The organism is Bifidobacterium sp. SKU, assembly GCF_026016405.1.
GTDB lineage: Bacteria > Actinomycetota > Actinomycetes > Actinomycetales > Bifidobacteriaceae > Bifidobacterium > Bifidobacterium bifidum.
Genome location: NZ_CP092890.1, coordinates 872,230 through 893,854, shown reverse-complemented (window position 1 = coordinate 893,854; position 21,625 = coordinate 872,230). Strand labels below are relative to the sequence as shown.

Genomic DNA, 21,625 nt, shown 5'->3' with positions numbered 1-21,625 from the left:
CTCACTCCTCCTCGTCGGAGGCGGACTTGGTATCCTTGTCGGCGACCTTGGAATCCAGCAGTTCCTTTGCCTTCCTTTCGGACTTGGCCGACTTGTCGGACTGCCGGACCGGCACCGCGCCTCCCTTACCGGAGGCCTGTTTGCGCACACCCGGAACATCCTTGCCGTAGATAATAGTGTCGATGGCGCGGTCGCTGGCGAGTCCGCTGCGCTCGGCGGCGCGGTCGATGGACGAGGGGTGAGGGGAAACCGTCTCATAATGGCGAGTCCTCAGCACGTCCAGGAACTCGTCGAACGTATCGCACACCACGCCCGGCGCCATCTCGTCGATGGACCGCTGCACACCACGGATCAGCGAGTACGCGGTCTTGTCGGGCACGAAGAACACTACCGGCTTCTTGAGCAACAGGTAGTCGTAGAAGCACGACGAATAGTCGGTCACCAGCACATCGGCGATGAAGAACAGCTTCGTCAGGCTCTCATCGGACAGGTCGAAGATGCGGTCGGCGTACTCGGCAGAGATATCCGGACGCTTGCGGATGAAATGATGCATCTCGAACACGAAATACGTGTCCGTCTCGACACACATGCGGTACAGACGATCCATGTCGATCTCGTCATACGGGTAATACGCGGTGCGCTGACCGGTGCCGCGGAACGTCGGAGCGAACACGATGACGCGTCCCTTGGCCGACCACGGGAACTTGTCGGCCATCTCCTCGCGGTATTCCTTCTCGACCTTCTCATCGAGGAAATGGTCGAGCCTGGGCATGCCTGTGGCGAGCAGCGCCTCCTCCTCGATGCCGAACACCTCGGAATAGATGCGACGCAGGTGCTCGTTGCCGACCAGCGCGTACGTGTATCGGCGGTGCGCGGAATTGTACGGATCCGGCGAGCCCTTGAGACCAAAACGGGCATAGCCGACCGACTTGAAACCGACGCCGGCATGCCAGATCTGCGTCAGCGTCACATCTTCACCGGGGTCGATGAAGTTGAATACAGGGGTGTAATCGTCGATGAAGACGTACCGGCTTCGGGCGATCTCGAACAGGTCGCGCAGCCAGGCGACGATGTTCTGCCTGCCCGCGAATACGTTGCGGTACCGGGCACGAATATCGAAGCGCTTGTCCATGCCGCGCTCGATCATGCGGCTCTGCAACGCCTCCATATTCTCCGTCGGGCCCTCGCCGTTCTCCTTGAGGAAGAGGATTCGATTGCGCTTGCGCGGCACCAGCTTGGTCATCACCGAGTACGTCGCCGCGAAAACGTCCTTCTGCATCTGGCGACGACTGCGCTGACGGTGGCGCGGGGTCTTGTTGCGCTGGAAGAACTGCATGTGCAACGCGAGATAGATGAGACCGGCACGATTCGTCTTGGGCACGAACACACCAGTATAGGCGTAGCTGTTCTTGCCGTAGCGGAACACGCGGTCGAGATTGTCAAGCCGCTCCAGCACCTCATCGTCGTAGGTGACTCCGCTGGTGACATAGGGGTGCCGAGCCACCAGTTCCAGACGCTCTTCGTCGGTGTACTGTGCGACCGCCTCATCATCGTCACGCAACTCCGGGGGCAGCAGGTGACGTACATCGTAGTCGACGCGCTGCGGCATGAGCGGGTATTCGGCGTACAGCGCCTGCAGACTGAAGAGCGCAGACTCCTTGATTTTCTCGCAGATGATCCATTGGCCGCCGGGAAGCACCTCGCGCCCGTCCCCGAGCACCAGGTTCAGGCGGGCGCGGCGGACACCGCTCTCAAGCCCGACGATCTCGAACGGAACGAACTGGCGACGTCCCACGCAATACAGCCACGGCACACCACCATCCCGCGAGGAATAGTCGATCTCCAAGTAACTTGACCGCCAGCGGATTTGGTGAACGTCCAGTGACATCCCCGGGCTCCTTTACGACACCTTGTGGTTCCCCTTGTGGTAACCCATGTAATATATAGAGTTGCAGTTACGGTAGACCGGCTAACACACCAACCTGATGCTTCGGTAAGGGAGAACAAGAATGAAACGTCATCTGATTAATGCAGTTCGGATGATGATGCTTCTTATATATAGGTTCTTCCGCGCGTTCCCGCGCAAGCGTAGGATTGTGTGCCTGAGTCGCGAGAGCGACCGACCGACCACCGATTTCCGGCTCATCCGCCATTATGTGAGACAGACGCATCCGGATTATTCCGTGGTGATCCTCGCCAAGAAGCTGCACAACCCGGTACGATACGGGTTCCATATGATCCGGCAGCTGTATTTCATCGCCACCAGCCAGGCGGTGCTGCTCGACACCTACGCCATCGTGGTAAGCCTGCTCGCCGGCTACATCGACGTGCCCGTCATCCAGATGTGGCATGCGCTCGGCAACATGAAGAGGTTCGGATACACCGCGTTGGGCTCCAAGGAAGGCCGGAAGTTCTCCACCGCCTCGCTGCTGAACATGCATCGCGGGTACACGTCCGTGCTCATCTCATCCAAATCGTTCATCAGCGATTACGCTCGCGGCTTCGACATCGACCCGTCCATCATCTACGAGGCGCCACTGCCCCGCACCGATCTGCTGATCAACAGCTCGTACCGGGCGCAGCAGCGCGAACGCATCATCCGCGAGTTCCCGGAACTCGGGCGCAAGCTCAACATCGTCTACTGCCCCACGTTCCGCAAAAAGACGCCCGCCAATCAGACTCAGGCGGCAGCAGCCCTCGCCGATGCCATCGATTACGACAAGTACAACCTGATCGTGAAATGCCATCCGTTGGACGACCTGCGTATCAACAATCCGCACGTGTTCCAGCACTATCCGAGCCAGTACGACATGCTGTTCGTCGCCGATTACGTCATCAGCGACTATTCGACCGTGATCTATGAGGCCGGACTGCTTGACCTGCCGGTGTTCCTCTATGCGTACGACTGGCCGGACTATTCGAGGAAACGCAGCCTGTACATCGACCCGAAGCGCGATATCCCGACGCTGTTCACGGATGATGCCGAGGCGATCGTGAGAGCCATCGAGCACGACGATTTCGACCATGCCGCCTATCAGGCGTTCATCCGTCGCAACGTGGCCATCCCCGAGCACGGCTCCTGCACGGCGCGCGTAGTCGAGCACGTATTCGATCTCATCGCCGCCCGCTAGTCAGGTTCTCCTTTCCCACAAGTCAGCCCCCTCCCTCCCGCGAAAGTTCCGTTTGAAGACCGCCGGATGGGACTTCCGCGAGAGAAGGTGTGGGGATGGTTACCGACCGACTGCCATCTAGCCCTCGCCTGTACCACACCATGCGATTTTTGAGGGTTTTGGGGCTGGTGTGGCCAAGGGTGATTCCGGGCTCATCCACCGATCATTGGAAAATGGCGGTTTTCATGACTCGCATTCTGCCACACCACATGATGTGAAGGCTCACATCGCATGGTGTGGCCTTCTGCTGTACCACACCATGCGATTTTGGGGTGTTTTTCGCCTAGTGTGGCACACGGGCTGGGAGCGAATCAGATGGTCAGATGGGTAGAGCATGACTGGGGGCCGTTCTGGGCCGAGAACCACCCCCAGTCATGCTGCGCATGACAGCCCCCGGTGTGGGGGCGTTCACAGTACTGGGGTTTTCTGGTTTGGCTCTTACTTGCCACCGTCGAGTTCGATGGCCTTGTTGAGGGCTTCTTCCAGTTGCTTCTGGGCTTCACCGTAGGCGGTCCAGTCGCCGTTCTTCATGGCGGACTGGGAGTCCTTCATCGCTTGGGCCGCATCCTTCAGCGCTTGCTGAAGCTCGGGGCTTTGGCTGCCGCTCTGCGAGGAGGAACCGTTCTGGTCCTTGCCCTCGTTCGTACCACTGCCATTCGCGTTGCCGTTGCTCTCGCTGCTGTCACCGGAGTCAGTGCCGTTCTGCCCGTCACTGTTCTGCCCGTCACCGCTTTGAGACGTGTTGCCGGAATTCTCGGCATCGCCCGCGGACGCACCCGAATTGCCGCCGAACACCTGGTCGAGCGCCTCGTCGAGCGTATTGGCGAATCCGACCTGGTCGCCGAATGCCACCAGCACCTTCTTGAGCAGTGGGAAGCTGGTCGATCCGCTGGACTGCACGTACACCGGCTGCACATACACCAGACCGCCACCCAGCGGCAGTGTCAGCAGGTTGCCTCGGTTGACCTTGGTGGAACCGGATTCGAGCAGGTTCAGCTCCTTCGACACGTCCGCGTTCGCGTTGAAGTTGTTCTGCGCCTGCCCCGGTCCGGGAACGTTGGAGTCCTTGGGCAGCTCCTGCAATCGTATCGTGCCGTAGTTCGGCCCGATTACGCCCTTTTCGTTGCCCGCGTCGGAATCCACCGACAGGAAGCCGGTGAGGATTTCTCGCGTGGACGTGCCGGCGGGGATGTACGAGGAGGTCAGCGAGAACACCGGCTTCTTCGACCCGCCGGTCTGCAATGACAGGTAATACGGGGGCTGCGGAACGCCCTGCTGCTGCGCCGTGGCCGATTCGGTGGGATCCACCGGCGTCTGCCAGAAATCCTCGCCGGAGAAGAACTGGCCTGCGGACGACACATGGTATTTCGCGAGCAGCTCGCGCTGTACCTTGAACAGGTTCTCCGGGTAACGCAGGTGGCTCATCAGGTCGCCGGATATCTCGGAGATCGGGTGGTACTGTCCGGGGAAGATCTTCTCCCATGCCTTGAGCACCGGATCGTTGGCATCCCAGGCGTACAGTTCGACGGAGCCATCGTACGCATCGACGGTCGCCTTGACCGAGTTGCGGATGTAGTTGGCCTTCTGCGAACCCAACGCCTGGATCGTGTTCGACGTCTTGGTGGTGGAATCCTGCGTGACGCTTCCCAGATCGGTCATCTGCGAATACGGGTAGGCGTCCGACGTGGTGTAGCCGTCGACGATCCACTTGACCCGTCCGTCCACCACCGCCGGGTACACGCGGCCGTCCAGCGTCAGGTACGGGGCGACCTTGGCGACGCGCTCCTTGGGGGAACGGTCGTACAGGATCTGCGAGTCGGAGGTGACACGGTCGGAGAACAGGATCTGATCGGATCCGAACCGAACCGCGTACAAAAGCCGCGAGAAGATGTTGCCCACCGAGGGGCCGCCATCGCCGTCAAACGTATTGGTCGCGCCCTGCGATCCGGTCGGATAGTCGAACTCCCACGAATCCATGCCCTTCGGAGCCCCGACAATCGAGTATTCGGGGGCGTTCGGGGAGAAGTAGATGCGCGGCTCGTACTTCTGCGATTCGGTGAGCTTGCCCTGGGTGGGGATGCTGGATTCGAAGAACTGCGGCTGCCCGTCCGCCGCCACCTTGTTGCCGTATGCGGCCACGACACCGTACCCATGCGTATACACGGTGTGGTCGTTGACCCAGTTGCGGTTGTCGTTGCCTTCCAGATCCAGTTCTCGGGCGGCGATCACCGTGTCCTGGCTGACGCCGTCGATGTCGTACTTGTCGACGGCCAGCGTGTCGGCGAACGTGTAGTACTGCTTCGACTGCTGCAGCTGCTTGAACGTGGGGCTGACGACCTGTGGGTCGAGCAGTCGGATCTGCGCGGTGGATTCGGCCTCGGACGACAGCGCTCCGGACTTGCCCTTGGTGGTGGCCTTGTACTGTTCGACCTTCACCTTGTCGAGCCCGTACGCCTGCTGCGTGGCGTTGATGTTGCGCTGGATATAGGTGGATTCCATCTCCTGCGCGTTCGGGTTCACCTTGAACCGCTGCAGCAGCATCGGCCATGCGACGGTGAGCACCAGCGAGACGACCAGCGCGGCGGCGATCGCAATCACCGGCGTACGCCACGCCTTGAGAGCCGCGGCGGCGCGGACACTCGGCTTGGCGGCGCCTTCCAACGCATGGGAGCGCATCAGCCACACGCCGAGGAACACACCGAGCATCGCGGTGATGGCCGCCATGATGAACGTGACCGGAATGGTCGCGTGCACGGTGGTGTATGCGGCGCCGGTGATGCGGTCGCCCTGCTGGGTCAGATGCGTGAACACGCCGATCACCTGGTGCGCGGACCAGGCCAGCATGTTGAGGATCAGCCAGATGCCGATCTGGCGACGGGCGCGCTTGGTCACAGCGAGCACTCCGCGACCATGCACCGGCATGGTGAAGCGGATGCCGCCCATCATCGCATGCGTGACGACGGAGAACACAATGCCCATCAGCAGCAGCATCGATACGGCCGACATCACCAGCCGCAAACCGGGCAGCACAAACACATAGAACCCGTTGTCGATGCCGAACTGCGGATCGGCAGTGCCGAAGCTCTGCGCGTTGAACATCAGCAGGATCTCAGACCAGTTCGAGTTGAACTGCGAGCCGAACATCACGCCCACGACCAGCGACACGACCACGGCGGCGCGACGCGCGGTCTTGGAACTGAACGACTTGCCCACTTCGATGACGTCGTCCTTGATGCGGAACGTCGAGCCGTCGGACGAATCGGGGCGAGCGCGGATAGCCAGCCAAGCGGACACATAGCTGACCAAGGCCATCAGCAACGCATACGCCGCCCACAGGCCGAACTTGACACCCAGCTGGGTCCACACCACGTTCTGAAAACCGAGCTGTCCGTACCACATCAGGTCCGTGATGAACTGCGACAGGCCGAAGAACAGGCCGACGACGACAACCAGCGCCAGCACGACGCCGATCAGAATCTTCGTCCCCTTGCTGGGCCCGTTCGGCAACGGTCGGGGCGTGAGCCTCGGCACGCCGCGCTTCGGCGGCTCCCCCTTGCCGGCGGATGGCGTCTCGCCATGATCGTCGCCATCCGCCTGCACGTCGACGATCACCGGATCGTCATCGGTCGCACCGGAGTCCCGACGTGGCCCGCGTGGCCCGTCGCCGGGATCGAACATACCCAACATATCAAAAAAAGACATGATACAAGCCTATCGAAAGGCTAGGAAAGCTGGTCATGCTCTGAGCTGAGAACACAGCCGTCGTACAACCGTTTCACAACCACTACACATGATGGCCTACGCTAGTGCATATGAGGATGCAGCAGATCAAACACGGCGGCAGGAGGCCGCGCCCCAGTTCAGCCCCCACCATCATCGCGGCCATGCTCTGCGTGGTGGCCCTTGTGGCGGCAGGCACGGCATGGTGGATGCTGCGCCCCCAGCAAAAAGACACGCTCGAACATCTCGCGCAGCCACAGTCCTCCTCTTCGACGCTGAACCGCGACAAGGCCCCCACACCGAAACCGCAGAAATCTCAGGAGCGGCAGAAGGCAGCCGATGACTCCCCCGCGGCCAAGGCGAGCCGCGCCATCGCCACGATGAGTCTCGACGAACGGGCCGGGCAGCTCATCATGGCACCGATGTTCGCAGGCGGCAATCCAGCCGATCTCAGCGCCCTCATCAGCACACGCCATGTCGGTTCCGTAGTGCTCATCGGCAACTGGAACAACGGCACAGCCGCAGCCAAGACCGCCGCTGACGCGCTGCAAAGCTATGCTCCGAGCGGCAACCAGCTGATCGTCTCCACCGATCAGGAAGGCGGCCAGGTGCAGCATCTCAAGGGCAGTGGATTCGACACGATGCCGTCCGCGGTGGCGCAGGGCCAGATGAGCGCTGACACGCTGCGCTCCTCCGCAAAGACCTGGGGCGGCCAGCTCAAGCAAGCCGGCATCAACGTCGACCTGGCCCCGGTATTGGGGACGGTGCAGGTCAAGCGTTCCTCGAACGCTCCGATTGGCGCGCTGAACCGCGATTTCGGTTTGGATTCCAACGGAAACGCGCAGCACGGCATCGCGTTCGTCGAAGGCATGCGCGACGCGGGCGTCGGCGCGACCGTCAAGCACTACCCCGGTTTGGGCGCGGTGACCGGCAATACCGATTTCACGACCGAGGGCATCCTCGACACCACGACCACGCTTGATGGCGAGCAGATAGGCGCGTTCAACACCACGATCAAGCAGGCGAAGCCGGCTATGGTGATGATGTCGCTGGCGACCTACCAGCGCATCGACTCGTCGGCGCCCGCCGCGTTCTCCAGCAAGATCATCGACGGCACGCTGCGCGGCAGCGTCGGCTATGACGGCGTGGTGATCTCAGACTCCCTTTCGGCCGCGGCGGTCAGCGGCATAGCGACCAAGGACCTGGGCGTGCGTCTGGTGGACGCCGGCGGCGATTTGGCGTGCATAGGCGATACGTCATATGTGACGCCGATTCTTGACGGTATCATCGCCCGTGCGCAGTCCGACCCGGCCTTCGCGAAGAAGGTGACGGCCTCCGCAACGCGCGTGATGACCCTGAAATACCAGATGGGACTGGCGAAGTGACACGGGATTAGGCGCTACCGGTTCCTGAAGTAGCGGAACAGCTGCGTCTGTCGGATCACCGATCCCGTCAACAGCGAGGAGACGAGCACTCCGGCCAGCAACACGAGCGGCGTACGAACGGCGGCCAGCAACACGGCAAGAGGGTCGGACTGCGACATGCGCAGCGCGTACGCGGAGAGCAGCGCGCATGTCGCGAGCGTGCCGACTCCTGCCCAGATCAGTGATTCCAGTTCGATACCGAGCAGCTGCGCGCCCTTAGATTCGCCCGAGTGCAACGCGCCTGCATATTCGAGCCGGCGGCGGCGTACCGAAATCACGCCTAGCAGCAGGCCGACCGCCAGTCCAAGATACGGCATCCAACGGGTCACACGGGTCAGATAACCCTTCTGCGCGTCATAATGCGCATCGAACCCCTTGTTAAGAGCGGTCACACCGGGACGCATCTCCGATTTCGGGTTCTTCGTGGCGGTGGACAGCAGCAGCTCGTCCATCTGGTCGCTTTGCGGCCACTGCTTTGCCCAGCATTCCTGGAACACGCCGCCGCTCGATGCCGCCGGTGCGATCATCGCATAGGCGAACCGCATGTCCCTGCCGTCATTCGGCCAATCGAACACGCCCGCCACGGTGACCGTGCCATGATTCGTCTGCATGCGGCTGCCCTTGACGAGACCGAAATCATGGGAGACGTCGGATGACACCCACACGCCGGACGAGTCCGGAACCTCCTGCGGGTCTCCGGCGGTGATGAGCCGCATCATGCCCGCGGTCACCTCATATGATGACAGTTCGATGCCTTTCGTTGCCAGCGGCACGACCTGCGGGCCGGACCGCATCGCCCCGGAAATGAACGACGGGTCGCCATGGTCGGAGAGCCGGTCGCAGGCGAGTCCGTCGACATTGCCGCCGACCACGGTTTTCACGTCGGCGAATGCGCGGATGCGCACCGCGGCTTCGGTTTCCAACCTCATGACCGACATCGCCTCGTATCCTCCGAGCAGGGTGCCGGCGAACAGCACGGCGAGGAACATGGTGAGAGCATGCGCGGTGCCCGAGGCGATGTTGCGCAGCGTCTCCGAGATGATGGATCCCAGTCTCATGAGCGCACCTCCGATCCATTTTCGGCGATGTCAGTTGAGTCGGTGGGACCACCCCCATCCGCTTCGCGGGAGCCCCCGCCAGCGGGGGCGGGATCGGTAGGCTCAGCGGGTTCGTTTCCGCCAGCGGGGGCAAAACCGGAGTCCTCGTTATCGCCGGGGGCGTAGTCGGCCAGGTCGATGACGCGACCGCAGGCGTCGCGCGTGTCCGGGTCATGGGTGGCGACCAGCACGATCATGCCCTGTCCGGCCAGGTTCCCGAGCACGTGGCTCACCGAGTGCGCGGTGCGCGTATCCAATTGTGCAGTCGGCTCGTCCACGAGCAGCATGTCAGATCTGGAGCATACTGCACGGGCCAGCATGAGCCGCTGCGCCTCGCCGCCCGACAGTTCGCCGAACCGCCGGTCGGCCGCATACTCCAAGTCGAACAGCCCCATGGCCTCCAACGCCTGCGGCTCCGCTTCGCGCCGGCGCAGCCCCTTGGCCAGCAGCGGGAACACGACATGGTCCAGAGCCGTTCGCCCGGGCACGCCGTACGGGTTCTGAAACACCCAGCCTACACGTTCCACGTTCTTGCGTTCCACCGTGCCATGGTACGGCTTCTCCCATCCGGCAAGAATCGACAGCAGCGTCGACTTGCCGCATCCGGATGGCCCGCATATCGCCACGGTCTGGCCGGGTATCGCTGTGAAATCCAGATGTTCGAACAACACGTCCGTTCCGGGGAACCTATGCGCCAAATCATGTACGCTCACCGATCGCTCCGGCTGCGGCGCGGCACCGACTCCGGCACCGGCGTATACATCTTCCCCCGTCATCATCGGCAGCTTTCGCCGGTCAAACCACTGCCTATCTCAACCGAGGTGATAGCCGCGGCATCGGCGCCTTGGGGCTCGACGAGACTCGCCCCGAGCTCGGATCCGACAATTGACACCTTGATGGTCCTGCCACCCGAGACGATGCACCCCTTGCTGCCGTTGACGCCGATCACCGACGCGGCCGGCACGCGCAGCGCCTGCACCGGATTCACAAGCTGCACGCTGGCTTCCAGACCTGTGGCGAGCATGTCGCTGGTGAGTGACTGGAATTCCTGTGTGGCGGCGACTCTGGCGCAGAACTCGGCGTCATCCACTTCGGTGGTGCCGGCTTTCAGCGTGGCGGTCTGCCCGATCAGGGTGACCGTCCGGTCGAGTTCCGACGGCTGCCCGTTCTGGATGGAGAATTTCGTGACACTGCCGGGCACCTTCCCAACGACGCTTCCCCCGGCCACGGTCGCTCCGACAGTGCCGGCCCATTCGCCGACCCGCACGCTCGCGGCAGGTATCCACAGCACGTCGGTCAGCGGCAATGAACCGTCCGACGTGTTGCCGGCGGCGCTCATGAGCTGCTTCACTCCTTGAGACGTGATCCATGTATATGTGGTGGATTTCGCCGAGGCCGGCAATCCGAGGCGTGCGAGTTCGTTGTTGAGTGCGAGCACGTCGTCGCCTTTGTCCCCGGTGGCGAGGTCGCGGTACATCGGCGTGGCTGTCGCCAGTGCCACCACCGAGACTCCGTTGACCTTCATCGCGGTCTTGCCAGAGGTCAATCCCTGCGATGACATGTCCTCCGTCACTGTGCCGGAGGCGTTGCCGACCAGTTCGCGCGTCTGAGAGACCGTGGGAATCATGGTGACCTGGGTGGCTCCCGTGTACTCCTGCACTCCGGCCGGCGCGCTCGTGATCTCCTTGGCGGAGCCGAGCAGTGCGGGTGCCCGGTCGGGCAGCCACAAAGCGCATGCCCCGACCGTCAGCGACACCGCGACCACCACGGCCAGCAGCAGCCATATCACAGATATACGTCCGCTATTGCGGGTCTTGGAGATGCTGCCATTGCCGACTGTTTTGCCGTTTTTGCCGCGATTACGCCGTTTTTTCATCCTCGACCGCCTTTGGTTCGATGATCCCGTTCACCCATCATATGATGCTATGAAGTCCATTCATAGCAGGCCCTCCCATCGAATCTACGGATGCTACGACATACCGAAGGACCCTGGATGCCTTCCGATGACATATCAAGAAGCAGCAGATCCGGCTTGAGCTCATGCTCCTTGCATGATTTGATTGCTCTCAACCCCTCAGTCGTCGACCAGATAACATCGTTTGAGGTAGGCGATCAGCAAACAGCGAGACTACAGACTCCAAGGCGCGCTCGTCATTGTCGACGATGGCGACTCTGGCATCGGCGCAATAGCCGGTCAAATGATCCGGTTCGGAGTATGTGTTCATTCCCTTTATTGTTCACCGCACCACCAAAAGAGCCACGGCGGGCAACCGAAAAACGCCGCCGGCTACCGGAACGGAGGGCACCGCATCGTCGCAGCACACCGGTGGCATACCCGTTTTTCGGGTATGCCACCCAACCTGTTCCCGGGGAAACGGAGGCAGCTGCCGGCCTTACTCGCCGAGCTTGGCGAGCAGCAGGGCCTCCGTGAGGATGTTGTTCTTCAAGCCGGGCAGCGAGATCGACTCGTTGGGGCTGTGTGCGTTGGCCTTCGGATCCTCCGGGCCGGTGACGAGCACCTGCGCGGACGGGAAGATGCGCTGCAGCTCAGGGATGAACGGGATCGAGCCACCCTCGCCCTTGTTGATCGGCGCCACGCCGAACGCCTCCTCCATGGCCGCGAGTGCATCCTTGGTGGCGACCGCGTTCGGGTCCATCGCCCAGCCCATGCCGTTCTCCAACTTGGTGACCTTCACCTCGGCGCCGAACGGGGCGTGTGCCTGCAGGAACGCGGCAAGCGCGTCCTGCGCCTCCTGCGGGTGCTGGCTCGGCGCGGTGCGCAGGGACAGGCGGAACGTGGTCTCGGGGCTGACCACGTTGAATGAGCCCTCGACCGGATGCGCGTCGAAGCCGATCACGGTCACGCTCGGCTTGGTCCACAGCTTGGAAGCGAGCGAACCGGTGCCGGCGAGACGATAGGAGTCGACGATGCCGGCGTCCTCGCGCACGGTGGCCTCGTCAAGGTCGCGCTGCAGGCCACCGACCGGCTCCTGCGCGGCCACGCCCGGCACAGCAAGGTCGCCGTTGGCGTCGTACATCGAGGCGATGAGCATCGCGGCGAGCGTGTTCGCATCGAGGATGGGGCCGCCGTACTGGCCGGAGTGCACCGGATGGTGCAGCACCTTGACGTTCACGTCCACACAGGTGTTGCCGCGCAGCGACGTGGTCAGCGACGGAATCTCGGCGGACCAGTTGCCCGAGTCGGCCACGACGATCACGTCGGACGCAAACTCGTCGCGATGATCCTCGATGAACGGGATGAAGCTCGGCGAGCCCATCTCCTCCTCGCCCTCGACGAACACCTTGATGTTGACCTTGAGATCGTCGCCGAGCGCCTTCATCGCGCCCGAGTGAATCGCTATGCCGCCGCCGTCATCCGCCGAGCCGCGGCCGTACAGGCGCGTGCCGACCTCGGTGGCGACGAACGGATCAGTGTCCCATGCGGACGGATCCGGCACAGGCTGCACGTCGTGGTGCGCGTACAGCAGCACGGTGGGGGCCTGCGGGTCGACGATCTTCGAGCCGATGACCTCCCATGCGCCGGGCGTGCCATCCGGGTTGCGCGATTGGACGACCTTCGCGTCGATGCCGACCTGGCGCAGCTCGTCCGCTACGAATTCGGCGGACCGCTTCATATGCTCGGCGGTGATGCCCTCGGCGGAAATCGACTTCAGCGCGATCTTACGGCTCAGCAGATCGACGACGCGGCCGAAATCGGCTTCGACCCGCGCGCGCAGCTCGTCGGAAAACACTGCGGTCATGATGCTCCTTACTGTTGCGTTCGTCATCATCCATCCCGCCGGCACGAACCGGCCGGCCTGGAACAGATGGTCATATCAGCTGCCATTGTAACCGGTTCGTCCGGCTTTCCAGCGTCGAGGCGTGGCCGTATTCTGACGGATTATGACATGGAACCCTTTCAAGAAGGACAAGGCCCAGGAGCCGGTCGAAGAGGAATCGCCCGCCAAGACCGTCGGGAAAGGCCGTCCGACTCCCAAGATGAAGCAGGCGCAGGCGCGTAACCTGCGTCCTCTGGTGCCGCCGGACCGCAAGGCCAGCGCCAAGGCCGCGAAGGAGCGGATCCGCAAGCGCGAGGACGAAGAGTACGAGGCGATGCGCACCGGCGACATCAACCACATGCCGAAGGCCGAACGGTTGCCGTGGCGCGTGTACATCCGCGACTACGTCGACGCGCGCCGCAACCTCGGCGAGTTCTTCATCCCGGTTGCGTTCGTCATGCTGCTCGGCTCGATTCTCGTCACCACCATCGCGCCGCAGCTGTCGGTCCCGATGATGATTCTGCTGTACGTGTACCTGATTGCCGTGATCATCGACGTGGCTGTCATGTGGCGCAAGCTGAAGAAGAAGCTCATCGAGAAGTATGGCGAGGCATCCGTTGCCAAGGGCTCGCGCTCCGCATCGTATGCCTGGAGCCGCGCGATTCAGGTGCGCCGCTGGCGTCTGCCCAAACCGCGCAGCCCCAAGCACGGCAACTGGCCGAAGTGACAGCCGCCCTGCTGCTTTCCTGACGGCGCTCCCGATAGCGGGAGCGCCGTTTTTTTGTATGCCCTAGGCTGCGTGAAACCACCCCAGTCTCGCTGCGCTCGACAGCCCCGCCGCCAGCGAGGGCAAGACAGCACCCACCTTGCTCGCTCTTGGCCTACGAACAGCCCTGCTATTTGCTCCACAGCTCAGCCCGCCGGCGGGCGTAAGGTATTACGATGGGGATGGTTTTGGTACGAGCACAAAGGAGTCGGACATGAGTGAAGCTTTTGACATCGCGATAATCGGCGGTGGACCCGGCGGATATTCCACAGCATTGCGGGCGGCCGAGCTCGGCAAACGCGTGGCCATGATCGAACGCGACGCAACGCTCGGCGGAACCTGCCTCAACCGCGGGTGCATCCCGTCGAAGGCGCTGATCAGCGCCACCCACGCAATCGACTCCATCCGGTACGCCGGCGAACTGGGCATCTCCGCCACCATCAACGGCATCGACTACGGGACGCTGCACGATTACAAGAAGCGCATCGTCGACACGATGACGCAAGGGCTGGCAGGTCTGCTCGCCCATCGGGGCGTCACCGTGTTCCGGGGCGTCGCCTCGATCACCGGCGCGGCACGTCCCATCACCGTGCACATCGCCGCACCTGCTGACGGGCAGGGCGTGCAACGGTCCGTGCGCTCGGACGTGCCGGAAGACATCGGCCCGTCCTACGACATCACCGCTCAGGACGTGGTGCTCGCCATGGGATCCGTCCCGCGGCAGCTGCCCGGCGAGCCGTTCCGTGGCGCGATCATCGATTCGACGCGGGCGATGTCGATGGCGATGCCGCACAACGCGGTCATCATCGGCGCGGGCGCGATCGCCGCCGAATTCGCCTCCATGTGGAACGCCGCCGGATGCAAGGTCACGACGCTTATCCGCAAGGACCGTGTGCTCTCTGGATGGGATCGCCGCGCCGGCGTGACCCTGACGCGTGAGCTCAAACGACACGGCATCGACGTCATCGACCGCTCGACGGTGACCCACATCGACACCGGCGTCAACATGGGAGCCCTCGTGCACTACACCAGCGCCAAGGACGGCGGCTCCACCGAGCACATCGCCGAAGGCGAATTCGTGCTCGTCGCGATCGGGCGGGATCCGCTGACCTCCGACGGTTGGATACGTGACGCCGGCGTGACCGTCGACGACCATGGATTCATCACGACCGACGGATACGGCCGCACGACGGTCGCAGGCATATGGGCCGTCGGCGACATCACCGAAGGGCACGCGCTCGCTCACCGCGCGTTCGAGCAGGGCATCATCGCCGCGGAATCCATCGCCGGACTCGATCCAAAGCCGCTCGATGAGGACACCATCCCGCAGATCGTGTTCTCGAACCCCGAGGCCGCCAGCGTCGGACTGACCGCGACCGATGCGAAACAGCGCAACGACCTCTCCGATATCAAGGAGACCGTGTACCCGATGATGTCCAACGCCCGCATGATGATGAGCGGCTCCGGCGGATCTCTGTCGCTCGTCAGCGGCATCCGCGCGCAACAGCCCGGCGTCAGGGTCGTGCTCGGCGTGCACATGGTCGCGCCCGTCGCATCCGACATCATCGCGGAAGCGGAACAGCTCGTCGGCAACCACACCCCGCTTTCCGACGCCGCGCGTCTCATCCATCCCCATCCCACCTTCAGCGAGACGCTGGGCGAGACGCTGCTCAAAGCCGACGACCGGCCGCTGCACACCCGATAAAGACACCGCGAACGAGCGACGCGGCGGCTCATGGTCGGCAGAAGGGCACATCTGCTGGTAAACTTGTCGCTCAGTGTGTTCACCCTAGACCAAGCGAGGAAGTTGATGGCAGGCAAGGACGAGAAGACCAAGCAGAAGAAGCCCAAGAAGCAGGGCACGATCAAACAGATCATAACGATCTTCAAGTACACGCACAAGGAAGACAAGATGCTTCCGGCGCTGATCGCCGGCGCGTTCCTCGTGCCCGTGATCGTGTTCGTCATCCTCGGCATCATATTCCGTTGGACGGTGCTGACGTGGGTGTTCCTCATGCTCATCGCCATCATGCTCGGCATGCTGATGGCGACCATCGTGCTCACCCGCCGCGCCGACATGGTCGGATACAAGCAGCTCGACGGCAAGCCCGGCGCGGCCATCAGCGTGCTGCGCAACATCAACAAGGCCGGCTTCAACTTCCCCGAGCAGCCGGTGTGGGTGGATCCGCGCACCAAGGACGCCATTTGGCGCGGCACCGGATACAACGGCATCTACCTGCTCGGTGAAGGCGATTACGATCGCGTCAAGCGCGCGATGGACCGCCAGGAGCAGTCCATCAAGAGCGTCACCGCCGGCTCGCAGATCCCCGTGTACCGTGTGATGGTCGGCAACGGCCAGGGTCAGGTGCCGCTGAAGAAGCTGCGCAGCAACATCATCCGCCACAAGGCGTACCGCCCGACACACCACAAGAACGCTCTCCTGGCGAAGATCCACCCGCGCGAGCGTTTCATCCTCACCAAGGCCGAGCTGGAGAAACTGAACGCCCGTCTGCGCACACTGCAGACCAAGAACGGCATGGGCATCCCCAAGGGCATCGATCCCACGCGCATGCAGCACGTCAGCCGCCGCGCGATGCGAGGCCGCTGATCTTCGGCGGGCAACCTCACGCCGAACCGGCATCATTCATACATCGGGAAAGCCCCCGCGGGACATCGCCGCGGGGGCTTTCCCATATCCGGCCGGGTCCCGACCGACAACCGTCAAACCGTCCACTACTTGAAACGCGACACTGAGACGCGACGAATTTCATAAATCCCAAAACATTGGAAAAACGCGGATTACACCGTCTGTTGCCCATCTCGAAACATAATCGTAACCCAATTGACGAGCGCGTGAAACTCACATTTCTAGACTTGTCGATTGTAAGTTCTCAAACAAGTTCTCAAGAACAAAGGAGCGATTGTGGCAGAGAATAAGATTTTCGCCCACACGCCTGAAGAGGTCGAAGCACTGATCAACAAGGAAGGCATCGAGTACGTCTCCGTGCGTTTCACCGATCTGATCGGCGTTCAGCAGCACTTCACCGTCCCGGCCAGCGAATTCATTGACAACGCCTTCACCGACGGCATGCCGTTCGATGGTTCGTCCGTGCAGGGTTTCCAGGCCATCAACGAGTCCGACATGAAGCTGATCCCGGATGTCACGACCGCCTTCGTCGACCCGTTCCGCAAGCACAAGACCCTCGACGTGGCCTTTTCCATCGTCGACCCGCTGACCGACGAGCCGTACTCCCGCGACCCGCGCCAGGTCGCCGGCAAGGCCGAAGCCTACCTGAAGTCCACCGGCATCGCCGACACCGCTTCCTTCGCTCCCGAAGCCGAGTTCTTCATCTTCGACAAGGTGCGCTACGAGAACTCCATGCAGCGCTCCTTCTACGAGGTCGACACCATTGAGGCTCCGTGGAACTCCGGCGTCGACACCGAAGAGGACGGCACCCCGAACATCGGCTTCAAGAACCGCGTCAAGAAGGGCTACTTCCCGGTTCCGCCGTGCGACCACTACCAGGACCTGCGCGACGACATGGTCGCCAACCTGCAGAAGGTCGGCCTGCAGCTGGAGCGCTCCCACCACGAGGTGGCCGGCGCCGGTCAGCAGGAGATCAACTACCGCTTCAACACCCTGCAGCACGCTGGCGACGACCTGATGAAGTACAAGTACGTCGTCCACGAGACCGCAGCGCTCGCCGGCAAGGCCGTGACCTTCATGCCCAAGCCGATCGCAGGCGACAACGGTACCGGCATGCACTGCCACCAGTCCCTGTGGAAGGACGGCAAGCCGCTGTTCTACGACGAGCAGGGCTACGGCGGCCTGTCCAACATCGCCCGCTGGTACATCGGCGGTCTGATCAAGCACTCCTCCGCAGTGGTCGCGTTCACGAACCCGTCGCTGAACTCTTACCACCGTCTGGTGCCGGGCTTCGAAGCTCCGGTTTCGCTGGTCTACTCCGCCCGTAACCGTTCCGCCGCCATCCGTATCCCGCTGGCCGGAACCTCCCCCGCTTCCAAGCGCATCGAGTTCCGTGCACCGGATCCGTCCTGCAACCCGTTCCTCGCCTTCTCCGCCCAGATGATGGCAGGCCTCGACGGTATCCTGAACCACATCGAGCCCCCGGAGCCGGTCGACAAGGATCTCTACGAGCTGCCGCCCGAAGAGCACGCCAACATCAAGCAGGTGCCGGGCTCCCTCGACGCGGCCCTGAACGCCCTGGAAGAGGACCACGACTTCCTGACCGCCGGCGACGTGTTCACCGACGATCTGATCGAGACCTGGCTTGACCTCAAGCGCGGCGAAATCGACCAGGCTCGTCTGGCCCCGACCCCGCTGGAGTACGAGCTGTACTTCCACATCTGACCTATATGGCCCGTTTTCCTTGGAATTAAGCCATTTTCAATTCTAAGGGTAGCCAAACGGTAGCCTAAGGTATACAAGAAGACCCCGGATTTCTCCGGGGTCTTCTTGCGTTTCAGCACCAGTCGGATGGCAGAGCAGCCACCCAGTCGTCGAGGTCGGTGCGACGTATCCGGACGGTGGAGCTGCCGGCGTAGCAGGAGGCGAGGTCGCCGTTCTTGACGGCAGCGTTGACAATCTTGTATGGGATGCCCGCGAGGGCCGACGCCTCCGGGACAGTGAGCGTGAGCTTGTCTTTGATCGGGATTTCGGGGATGACGATCACCATGTAGCTCACGTCCTCAGCATTTCCATGAGCGATTTCCCGAGGATGCGCCGGCGTTCCTCTGAACCACCTTCGTCACGCAGCCGGGCGAGCTCGTCCACTCCCCATTGGTATGCGTCCCAGCCGATCATGTATCCGCGGGAGCGCAGTCCCTTGACGATGGAGATCGTCACGTCCTTGGGGATCCAAACAGACACCGGACGCACGACGGACAACTCCGGCCGGCAACAACGATTGCTCCGGCGCGCTTGTCCGATCGCCTTCGCTCGTCTGTGCGGATCCTTGATCATGCAGGCATGGGCGCAACACCATTTGCGCGCCTCTCTGCGGAACTGGTGGAAAGCCCGCATGTCCATAGGCAGAACGCTGTCGTCAGCCACTGGCATTTTCCTGTCGTGTCCCCACATCGCGCCGGCACCGTCACGCCATTCGTCTGGCATGTTATCCAATGCCCGCTGGTAGTGTTTGACGCCGCGGATGCCGTGTTTCGCGATGTAGACGAGCCACGCCTCGTTCCCATCAATCAACTGGACGTCTTGGGAGTTGGATGATGTATGCAGTCCCTCTGCTTCCGTCAGCTCCAGCCACTTGACCACGACATTGGAGACGACCGCGCTCTCGTTGTTGTCCCACACGATGTACTGGCGCAGATGCCGGTCCCATTCCTCATACCGATCAGCCATCCATACGCTCATATGGATGTGCGGCATACGTCGTGCCGTGAACTCGATGATCCAATGGAAGTGGAGCATTCCATGTCGGCGCAGGTATTTTATCATCACGTCGATGAGCCGGTGCATCACCACCGGTGTGACCTGTTCCATCTGCCATGCCGGCAACGTCAATGTCACCGCGTACGGTGTCCCATCAACTCTCTCGAAATCAATCCGTTGGAGGTACTGGCTGTTTCTTCTTGCCACGGCGGCGGTCCAGCCTCGATTCGCCTTCCTCTCCTCCGGCTTTTGGAGGTTTCCGGCAATGGGATGACGTGGGATCGATGCGCTTGCTCCGTGCTGTCGGATCGTCAATCTGGGCATGCCGGATCACCTCCTTTTGATGTTCACGGTGGAATTTGAATCTAATAATCAAGAGCAGCCGGGCTTCGATGACCGAATTTTGGGTATAGAGAACCCCGCCGCCTGCGCGAGCATCGCTCCGACGGCGGGGTTCTCACAGCGCCTACGCGCCCAGTTCCATCAGGTCGTCGTCGCCATACCACGGCGCCCTGAAATAGTCGACCGTCCCCGTGGTCTGGTTCCAGATGAATCCGGATCCCTGTTGATCCGGTGAGATCAGCCATGGAGTGGCACCGCGGTCGACGGCTTCCCGTCCGAGCAACATGACAGCTTCCTCCTCGGAGTTGAGCCGGAGCGCGATTCGCTGAGGGAACCGGGCCCGCAGGGGGACGGATTCGACACGTGGATCCTGACTGAGCGCCACGACGACGATGCCGAGCGCACGCCCACGTCTGAGGATCGAGTCCAGCAAGCGCGTGACCAATTCGCTCTTCTTCCTGTCTGCCTTGCCGTGTAGCTCGGCGGCTTCATCGATCAGCAGGACGATTCGTGGATACTCGGGCGTCGGCGGCAGCTCCCGCGCGCGCCCACGCAGACTGTCCATTCTGTGGTCGCATTCGGTGGACAGATTCTGTAGTAGAGCGACCGCCTCGTCAAGCGTGTAGGCGTGATGGGACTCAAAGAGAGTGCCGTACATCGACATTTCGATGCCACCTTTGAGGTCGATGCCCCAGAACTGGACGAGGCCGTCTTCATACAGCTGTGAAAGTCCGTCGACGTAAGTCGCCATGATGCTGCCCTTGCCACTGCCTGTCAAGCCGATGACCAGTGTGTGCTCGTCGCTACGGATCATGACCGGCTTGCGAGATAAGTTGAGACCGATACAGACGTAATGGGCCGGATCCTTCTCCGCCGGTATATCTTCGCGACGGATTATCTTCCGCGCCGGACGGCGGACGGACAGCAACCAGTATGCCCGCGTACCACGTCCCATCATCCGATGCGAGGGGATCCAGCCGGGGTACGCCTTCGCCGTCTCCTTCAACGCGTCCATCGCCTGCTGCTCGGCGATGTCGGTCGGCACCAGCCAGATCCGACGGCCGGGTAGGGCAATCGCGCGACAGCCCCAACCATCGCGGCGCACGACCGCTTCAGGCATGTGATGCTCAATCGTATGGCGCAGTTTCCGCAACCGCACGACCGAGATAAAGACCACGGCCGCGACGCAGGCAATCAATGCCAGCGCCGGCCAGAACAACACGTCACCCATGATGGGCTCCTTCCTTGATACCATTCAGCCGCCCCGTTATCGCTTCCACGATGAACAGACTCCGATCGAAACGGCGACCGAATTCGGATTCCCCGTACGCGTCCAACCGGTCCAGCAGGTCAATGGGGATTCGGACCGTGATACTGGTCTTACGCCCCATCATCATTCACCGCCGTTCTGTTTGAACCCGGCGGCCATGAAGCTGCGTCCCACCGACGTGACCTGCTTCGTAGTCTTGTCGTGGGAGACGTAAACCCATGCGCCGAATCCAACAAATTCCACCGGAACCCCCACACGGATGACGGGTTTCACCTTGGCCGTCACGGTAACGGGCACGACCTCGGGCGCGTGCTCTGTATCACCATCGATTGGCTGGAACAAGGTCTGGATCAGCCATTGAGGTACGCCGTCCGCATTGGTCTTCTGCGCATTGGTTTTGGTCTCGGCATCCCAATCGCCCTGTTTCTCCTCAACCCTCAGGGGAATCATCTGCTGAGCGATGAGATGCTGGTCGAGGCTCTGAAATCCTTCGGCAGTTGTGTAGCTTTTCCTGCGTGGCATGTGACGCCACCTTTCTGGTTTTCGGGATCGCCCTGTGCGTTCCCTTGGTGATTTCCATCCTTTCGTCCATCAGCAGATTTCCCAAGAATTTTCCGAGTACCGTATTCATATAGAAAACCGTTAGAGAG

The 21,625-nt window shown here is 62.0% G+C and carries 16 protein-coding genes; 6 read left to right on the top strand and 10 right to left on the bottom strand.

What is annotated here, in order from left to right:
- Position 1: 1 nt before the first annotated feature.
- Positions 2 to 1,888, bottom strand: a complete 1,887-nt coding sequence (locus MMB49_RS03710) for a CDP-glycerol glycerophosphotransferase family protein (protein ID WP_003821388.1) — start codon at positions 1,886 to 1,888, stop codon at positions 2 to 4.
- A gap of 151 nt (positions 1,889 to 2,039) precedes the next feature.
- Here MMB49_RS03710 and MMB49_RS03705 point away from each other — a divergent pair, with 151 nt between their 5' ends.
- Positions 2,040 to 3,131, top strand: coding sequence for a CDP-glycerol glycerophosphotransferase family protein (locus MMB49_RS03705; RefSeq protein WP_192829129.1), 1,092 nt, complete (start codon positions 2,040 to 2,042; stop codon positions 3,129 to 3,131).
- A 477-nt stretch (positions 3,132 to 3,608) separates the two neighbouring features.
- On the opposite strand, the gene MMB49_RS03700 is transcribed toward MMB49_RS03705, so the two are convergent.
- Positions 3,609 to 6,872, bottom strand: coding sequence for a UPF0182 family protein (locus tag MMB49_RS03700; RefSeq protein WP_047271855.1), 3,264 nt, complete (start codon positions 6,870 to 6,872; stop codon positions 3,609 to 3,611).
- A gap of 116 nt (positions 6,873 to 6,988) precedes the next feature.
- Between MMB49_RS03700 and MMB49_RS03695 the strand changes: the two genes are divergently transcribed.
- The gene (locus MMB49_RS03695; RefSeq protein ID WP_041775361.1) at positions 6,989 to 8,275 is read left to right on the top strand and encodes a glycoside hydrolase family 3 N-terminal domain-containing protein; all 1,287 of its coding nucleotides are present in this window, start codon (positions 6,989 to 6,991) and stop codon (positions 8,273 to 8,275) included.
- Between the two features lie 14 nt (positions 8,276 to 8,289).
- Here MMB49_RS03695 and MMB49_RS03690 read toward each other — a convergent pair whose 3' ends face one another.
- The 4 genes from MMB49_RS03690 to MMB49_RS03675 form a co-directional block, all read right to left on the bottom strand.
- Positions 8,290 to 9,372 carry a hypothetical protein gene (locus MMB49_RS03690; protein WP_022173828.1) on the bottom strand — a complete coding sequence of 361 codons (1,083 nt, stop codon included), beginning with the start codon at positions 9,370 to 9,372 and terminating at the stop codon, positions 8,290 to 8,292.
- Entirely contained in the window at positions 9,369 to 10,187 is an 819-nt protein-coding gene (locus MMB49_RS03685; protein WP_047272048.1) for an ABC transporter ATP-binding protein, read from the bottom strand. The genes MMB49_RS03690 and MMB49_RS03685 overlap by 4 nt, the downstream gene beginning before the upstream one ends.
- A complete protein-coding gene (locus MMB49_RS03680) occupies positions 10,187 to 11,287 on the bottom strand; it encodes a hypothetical protein (protein ID WP_047271853.1) in 1,101 nt (366 codons plus the stop codon). The genes MMB49_RS03685 and MMB49_RS03680 overlap by 1 nt, the downstream gene beginning before the upstream one ends.
- 517 nt (positions 11,288 to 11,804) lie before the next feature.
- Positions 11,805 to 13,172, bottom strand: coding sequence for a dipeptidase (locus MMB49_RS03675; protein WP_047271851.1), 1,368 nt, complete (start codon positions 13,170 to 13,172; stop codon positions 11,805 to 11,807).
- Between the two features lie 142 nt (positions 13,173 to 13,314).
- Here MMB49_RS03675 and MMB49_RS03670 point away from each other — a divergent pair, with 142 nt between their 5' ends.
- From MMB49_RS03670 to glnA, 4 genes are all read left to right on the top strand, one after another.
- The gene (locus MMB49_RS03670; protein WP_013363335.1) at positions 13,315 to 13,917 is read left to right on the top strand and encodes a DUF3043 domain-containing protein; all 603 of its coding nucleotides are present in this window, start codon (positions 13,315 to 13,317) and stop codon (positions 13,915 to 13,917) included.
- A gap of 253 nt (positions 13,918 to 14,170) precedes the next feature.
- Positions 14,171 to 15,661: an FAD-dependent oxidoreductase gene (locus tag MMB49_RS03665; protein WP_047271848.1), complete on the top strand. Its 1,491-nt coding sequence runs from the start codon at positions 14,171 to 14,173 to the stop codon at positions 15,659 to 15,661.
- Positions 15,662 to 15,766: 105 nt separating this feature from the next.
- A complete protein-coding gene (locus MMB49_RS03660; RefSeq protein ID WP_047271846.1) occupies positions 15,767 to 16,564 on the top strand; it encodes a DUF4191 domain-containing protein in 798 nt (265 codons plus the stop codon).
- Between the two features lie 315 nt (positions 16,565 to 16,879).
- Positions 16,880 to 18,328 carry a type I glutamate--ammonia ligase gene (gene glnA / locus MMB49_RS03655; RefSeq protein WP_047271844.1) on the top strand — a complete coding sequence of 483 codons (1,449 nt, stop codon included), beginning with the start codon at positions 16,880 to 16,882 and terminating at the stop codon, positions 18,326 to 18,328.
- 112 nt (positions 18,329 to 18,440) lie between these two features.
- Here glnA and MMB49_RS03650 read toward each other — a convergent pair whose 3' ends face one another.
- From MMB49_RS03650 to MMB49_RS03635, 4 genes are all read right to left on the bottom strand, one after another.
- Positions 18,441 to 18,653 carry an excisionase family DNA-binding protein gene (locus tag MMB49_RS03650; RefSeq protein ID WP_013363332.1) on the bottom strand — a complete coding sequence of 71 codons (213 nt, stop codon included), beginning with the start codon at positions 18,651 to 18,653 and terminating at the stop codon, positions 18,441 to 18,443.
- 5 nt (positions 18,654 to 18,658) lie between these two features.
- Positions 18,659 to 19,501, bottom strand: a complete 843-nt coding sequence (locus tag MMB49_RS03645; protein ID WP_229940942.1) for a hypothetical protein — start codon at positions 19,499 to 19,501, stop codon at positions 18,659 to 18,661.
- 328 nt (positions 19,502 to 19,829) lie between these two features.
- Entirely contained in the window at positions 19,830 to 20,936 is a 1,107-nt protein-coding gene (locus MMB49_RS03640; protein ID WP_003818265.1) for an FtsK/SpoIIIE domain-containing protein, read from the bottom strand.
- A gap of 162 nt (positions 20,937 to 21,098) precedes the next feature.
- Entirely contained in the window at positions 21,099 to 21,497 is a 399-nt protein-coding gene (locus MMB49_RS03635) for a hypothetical protein (RefSeq protein ID WP_003818267.1), read from the bottom strand.
- Positions 21,498 to 21,625 lie beyond the last annotated feature (128 nt).